Raw genomic sequence first — 5,596 nt, forward strand, 5'->3', positions numbered from 1 at the left:
AGAGAGAACATCATACCTCCTCTGGCAGTTCTTCGGGATCCCCTTGTGGCTCGTCCGCTCGAAGTGCGACGTTTACCACGCCGCTGGCGTCATAGAGGGGATAACCCTCCCCCTCTTCAAGTCGGGGACCGAGAAGAGGGTGACCATTCATGACATAATCCCCCTCAAATACAGGAGAAAAGGGATTAAGGGGTTCTTTGAGCGCTTTTTCATCCGCCTTGGCCTCCTCTCCGCCAGAAAGGTGGATGTTGTCTACGCCGTTTCTCACCTGACGAAGCTCGACCTCGTCCACTTTGCCGGGATTCCCGAGGATAAGATTCGCGTCCTCCACCAGCCGATAGACGAGCGCTTTTTCACCGAGCCGAAGAGGGCCGGAAAGTTCAGGGACGGGGAGTTTGTTATAGGCTACCTCTCTAGGATGGACTACCACAAGAGGCACTCCCTTCTCGTTGAGCTCTTCAAGAGCTGGCGTAATCCCGGAGCCAGGCTCCTGCTGGCTGGAGCCGGGGAGGAGTTCGAGAGGGTGAGGGAGCTGGCCGAAGGCGATGAGAGAATAAAGCTCCTCGGCTTCGTTCCTGATGAGGAGCTTGTCGAGTTCTACGACTCCTTAGACCTCTACGTCCATGCTTCCAGATATGAGGGCTGGGGCCTGCCGATAGCGGAGGCGCTCGCCAGGAGAAAGCCCGTTGTGGTCTTTGACGACGCTGAGATGCCCAGGGAGCTTCGCCAGTGCTGTTGGGTCGTTTCACGTGGGGAGCTGAACTCCCTCTTGGGAGGCCTTGACAGGAAAAGGCTAATAAAATTAGGGGTTATCTCCCGGCGGAAGCTGATGAAGCTCATAGGGGAGGCTGAAGGATGAGGATCCTGCTTGTGACCTCAGGGTATCCCCCCGAAAGGCTCGGAGGGGCGGGTCTCTACGTCCATTACCTGGCTCTTGAACTTGCCAAACGTCATGAAGTCCACGTCTTTACAGTCTCCAGGACAGGGGAGGGATGGGAGGAAAACGGGATACGATACCACGCAGTTCCCCCAGTCTCATCCCCGCTCAGGGCCCTTTTCATCGATAGGACATACAAAAACGGCCGTGTTGAGAAAACGTTTTTGAAGGTTCTTGGAGAGGTTGAGCCGGACGTCGTCCACTTCCACAACCTCTGGGCCTTTCGAACCGGCCTTCTCCCCCTCCTTGCTTCGGAGAGGGGCTATCCGACCGTCCAGACCCTCCACGACTACTGGTTTATATGCCCGATAAACATAATGAGCTTCAAGAAGAGAACTCCCTGCCCGGGGCCCGAGCCGGCAAGGTGCTCCGAGTGCTGGAACCACATCATGGCATCCTACCTCTCCAGGAAGAGCATTCCAGAGAGTGCTTCCACGAGAATTCTGAAGCCATTTAATAGACCCTCTAGGTTCGCCTCAAGGAACGAACTCCTCCTCAAAGTCCTCGGCTCTGTGGACGTAGTAATAGCCCCATCAAACTTTTTGAGGACGAAGTTTATCGAGGCCGGGCTGGATGAAGAGAAGGTAACACACATCAGAAACGGCTACCCCCATTCTGTTTTCAGGGGGTTCAAAAAGAGGAGGAACGAAAGCAGGCTGGTCTTTGGTTTTATCGGTGTCCCGAGCTATCAGAAAGGTGCCCACGTCGCTGTTAAGGCGGCCAAATTCCTTGAGGGAAACTTTGAGCTCAGGATATACGGGGGAGGGGGCGACCCGGACTACGTTTCCAAGCTGAAGGAATTTATGGGGAAGGATGAGAGGGTTAAGTTCATGGGCCGGTTTGAGGACATCCGCATCCCTTACTCCTCCATAGACGTTCTCCTGTTTCCTTCCCTCTGGTATGAAAACTGTCCCCTTGTTCTGGCCGAGGCTGCACTCTCCAAGACGCCAGTGGTAGCGTCAAACCTCGGGGCAATCCCTGAGTTTGTGACCCACGGTAAAACGGGTTTCCTTTTTGCCCCCGGGGATTTTCGTGACCTAGCTAGGTGGATGGGTGTCTTTCTTGAACACCCGGAGCTGGTTGAGGAGTTCGGTCGAGCTCAGAAGCCCCCGGAAGATATGGGGGAGCACGCTACCCGTTTACTTAGGGTTTACAAGGGCCTTCTCTAGAGCCTTTATAAAGGCCCGCGCCCCGAATGCGCTTTCTGAATATCTTTTTCCGGATTTTTTGGCTAATCTCCTCATTTTTCTCAGCGTTTTTGGGTTGGAAGTTAGCTCCTCCAGCAGTTCTTTTAGGGCCTCCCAGTCTCCAGCTTTGATAACAAAACCGGTTTTTTCGTTCTCTATGAGCATAGATGCCCCAGCAGCCGTTGTTGTTATCACTGGAGTTCCATAGTAGAGGGCCTCGTTAACGACGAGGCCCCATGAATCCCTCAATGTGGGGAGAACCAGAAATTCCGCCATCCTGTAGAGGCAGGGCTTTTCGTTTTCACCGGCGTAACCGTAGAAAACGACCTTTTCTGAGGATGAGTACTCCCTTTCAAGCCTTTCCTTTAGAGGCCCCGTGCCAACGATGAGGAGGCAGGCGTCAACGTCGGCTGAGACGAAGGACTCTATGAGCTGCTCTACCCCCTTCTCCGGCCTCAGATAGCCCAGATAAAGGATTGTCCTCCTGTATCTTCTCAGCCTTTCTTCAATCCCAGCACAGTCCTCCCTGGGGAGAACTTCCTCTGGCATTACCTGCATTCCCTGAACTATCTTACCTAGAAAAACACCCCTTTTCATGAGGTATTTCCTCGCCTTCTTACTGTAAGCTACAATCACATCAGCCAGCGAGAAGAGGGCTTTTTCATGCACTTTTAGGACGGCCCTCTTCAGAAAAGACCTTCCCACGACCTCCCGGTTCCAGGGGCTGTCTATCTTCTCCGACCAGACTATTAGTGGTTTCCCTGAAATCTTTGAGGCAATCGCAACCATCCATGTTGCGGGTATGTTCTCGACGTTGTCAGCTATCAGGTAGGCGTCCCACCCTCGAAGGGCCTTAATTAGAAGTGTGGGGGTGTTGAGTATTATGCTTCCAACCCTCAACCCCTCCAGCACTTTCCAGTTAAAGGTGAACTTACTGAGGAGCCCGGTCTTCCACATTCTGTCCCGGGACTTAAGCTCGCAGAAGTAGACTGTGATGTCAAAGTTCTTCTTCATTCTCTCAAACAGCGGTAGCCTATAGGGGGCAACTTGGTTGTGGAGTATCAGCACGCGGGGCTTTCTCATAGCCGAATTCCCCTCCCGATCCCGGACACCATGAGCATCTTTAGCTTCTTCTCCATTTCCATTAGGGCGCCCGCGTTCTCTAGGGGTCTGATGTCCCTTGAGTCTGAAACGTAATCGAAGACCCACTTCACGCCATCGCCAGGAGCGTGGAGGAGTTTGTACCTTCCGTCTATGAGAGCCTTCTTCTCGTACCCTGAGGAGACGCCCTCGCTTAAGACCGGTTTCTTTCTCTCCCTGAAGAGGGAAACCCCGTTAAAAAAACCTCTGGGATATCCAATACCCAGTGTATCCAGAACGGTGGGGACTATGTCCACGAGGCTCCTTGGAGTGCCGGCCCTTACGGGCCTCTCAACGTAGCCCCCAAGAAGGAGCGGCACGTCTATTATCTCGGCGAAGACGTTGTGGCCGTGTGATATACCGCTCCATCCCTTTGCGTGCCTGAAGTGTTCTGCTTCTGTCTTTGCGTGCTCCCAGAATTCCTCGCCGTGGTCTGCTGTGACTACAACAAGGGTATCATCTAGGAGTTTTCTCTTTTCAAGCTCCTCAACAAGCCATTCCAGAGCATCGTTAACGTACCTAAGAACGTTGTCATACAACAAAACTCTATAAAACCTGTACTTCTCGAAGCCCTTCGGATCACGTTCCCGCTCCCACTGGAAATGATAGTTCCATGTGTCTATGTTTGGCAGGGTTTTGACTTTTCCGAAGTAGTTGCGGTACTCTTTTGGCGGGTTCAACGGCTCGTGGGGGTCACCCAGGTGAAGGTAAGCAAAAAACGGTTTCCCCTCTCTTGCGACCCACTCCACAAACCTCCGGAGTACTCTTCCTGCTGGGGTTAGGTAGTGGTGCTGTATTACATCTACCCTTCCCCGCAGGGAGTAGGATACGGGGTCTATAGCCGTTGCCACGTATATCCCGTAGCCTGCCCTTTCAAGGACGTCCGTTATGAGGGGAACCGAGGGTCTCAGGGGCTTTAAGGAGTCCAGCTTTGTAAAGTTCTTGAACTCGCCCCTGAGGAAGGCGCCATGCCTGTGGGGATAGAGCCCGCTTAGAATCGAGGGGACTGAAGGATACGTCCAGGGGGCGGGAGCGTGGGCCTTCAGGAGCTTTCCAAAGTCATCAAAGAAAGGTGTAGTATCCCTCTCGTACCCCGACTGGGAGGTGCTCCAGTATCTGAAGCAATCAATCACAACTATCAGCACGTTCTTTGAGGGTCTTTCTATCTCAAAGCCCTTTAAGATGCTCTCCAACCTCTTATTGGGCCCCTTCGCTGGTATTAGCTCCTCTTTACTTCCGAGTTTATACTTCAGGAGCATTGCCCTTCTTCTCACCTGGTACTTTGCCCATTTTTCCATGTTCCTGAGCAGCATTGGTCTCACTCCCGCCCAACCTTTTTAATCCCTCCTACCTGAATCTTTGAGAGGAGTGATTTGAGTTTTCTCTCCATGATACTTATGGCTTCACTGTCCGTTATTGGGCTCTTCTCCTTAGGGTCCCTTTTCAGGTTGAAAATCCACCTGACGTTGTCGTCCGGCGCGTAGAGGAACTTCAGGTCACCGAGGTACAGGGCCTTCTTCTCGTATCCATACCCTGATGCCTCTATCAGTATAGCTCTTCCCTTTGGCTCTCTCTCCTGGAGGGGAACCCCGTCCAGTTGGAAGAGCGGTTCAACACCGAGCTCCCTCAGTATAGTGGGGGTTACGTCGGTTGAGGAGACGAGCTTCCTTTCCCTCAGCCCGCTGAAGCCGTGGAAAACTACAGGCACCTCGGCTACCTCCCTGAAAACATTGTGGCCATGACCGTAGCCGGTGCCCTTCCTAGTGTCGTAGAAGTGTTCTGCTTCTGTCTTTGCGTGCTCCCAGAATTCCTCGCCGTGGTCTGCTGTGACTACAACAAGAGTATTATCTAGGATTCCCGCTTTCTCAAGTCTGTCAAAGAACAGCTCAAGCTGGTCGTTAACGTACCTCAGGGTGCTGTCGTAAAGGAGAACCCTGTTTTCAACGTATTCTTTAAACCCCGGCTTCTCCCAGTCCTCTGGTCTTGTGTATGCCCAAGTCTCTATGTTCTTGAGCCTCTTCACCCTCCCAAAATAGTTCCAGTACTCCTCTGGCGGGTTGAGGGGCTCGTGGGGGTCGCCGAGGTGAAGGTAGGCGAAGAAGCTTTTCCCTCCCCTTTTTTCGGCCCACTTCAAAAAGTCCCCGAATATTCTCTCGGCCCTAGTCTCCCCGGGGTACCACCTTATAAGTGGAACCCTTCTCTTCAAGGGGAGCGAGGAAAGCTCTATTACCGTCCCAACATAGACACTGTATCCCAGAAAGTAGAGAACCTCGGGAAGGGTCACCACGCTTTCCTTGAGGCCCCTCAGGTTCTTCAGGTCGTCAAGGTACTT

Annotated in this window: 5 protein-coding genes; 2 read left to right on the forward strand and 3 right to left on the reverse strand. The window is 52.9% G+C overall.

What is annotated here, in order from left to right; translation table 11 throughout:
• Both MVD07_RS07545 and MVD07_RS07550 read left to right on the forward strand, forming a co-directional pair.
• On the forward strand, positions 1-859 hold an 859-nt coding region (locus tag MVD07_RS07545; RefSeq protein ID WP_297500348.1), incomplete at its 5' end, for a glycosyltransferase.
• Positions 856-2,106 carry a glycosyltransferase family 4 protein gene (locus MVD07_RS07550; RefSeq protein ID WP_297500350.1) on the forward strand — a complete coding sequence of 417 codons (1,251 nt, stop codon included), beginning with the start codon at positions 856-858 and terminating at the stop codon, positions 2,104-2,106. The genes MVD07_RS07545 and MVD07_RS07550, both read left to right, overlap by 4 nt.
• Here the strand turns inward: MVD07_RS07550 and MVD07_RS07555 are convergent.
• The 3 genes from MVD07_RS07555 to MVD07_RS07565 form a co-directional block, all read right to left on the reverse strand.
• Positions 2,077-3,207 (reverse strand): glycosyltransferase family 4 protein, encoded by a 1,131-nt coding sequence (locus tag MVD07_RS07555; protein ID WP_297500353.1) that lies wholly within the window; start codon positions 3,205-3,207, stop codon positions 2,077-2,079. The two genes, MVD07_RS07550 and MVD07_RS07555, sit on opposite strands and share 30 nt — an antisense overlap.
• Entirely contained in the window at positions 3,204-4,577 is a 1,374-nt protein-coding gene (locus MVD07_RS07560; RefSeq protein ID WP_297500356.1) for a sulfatase, read from the reverse strand. The genes MVD07_RS07555 and MVD07_RS07560 overlap by 4 nt, the downstream gene beginning before the upstream one ends.
• Positions 4,578-4,582: 5 nt before the next feature.
• The coding region (locus MVD07_RS07565) for a sulfatase-like hydrolase/transferase (protein ID WP_297500359.1) at positions 4,583-5,596 on the reverse strand (1,014 nt) is incomplete at its 5' end.

The sequence above is a fragment of the Thermococcus sp. genome, from assembly GCF_027008145.1.
In the GTDB taxonomy this organism is placed as follows: Archaea; Methanobacteriota_B; Thermococci; order Thermococcales; family Thermococcaceae; genus Thermococcus.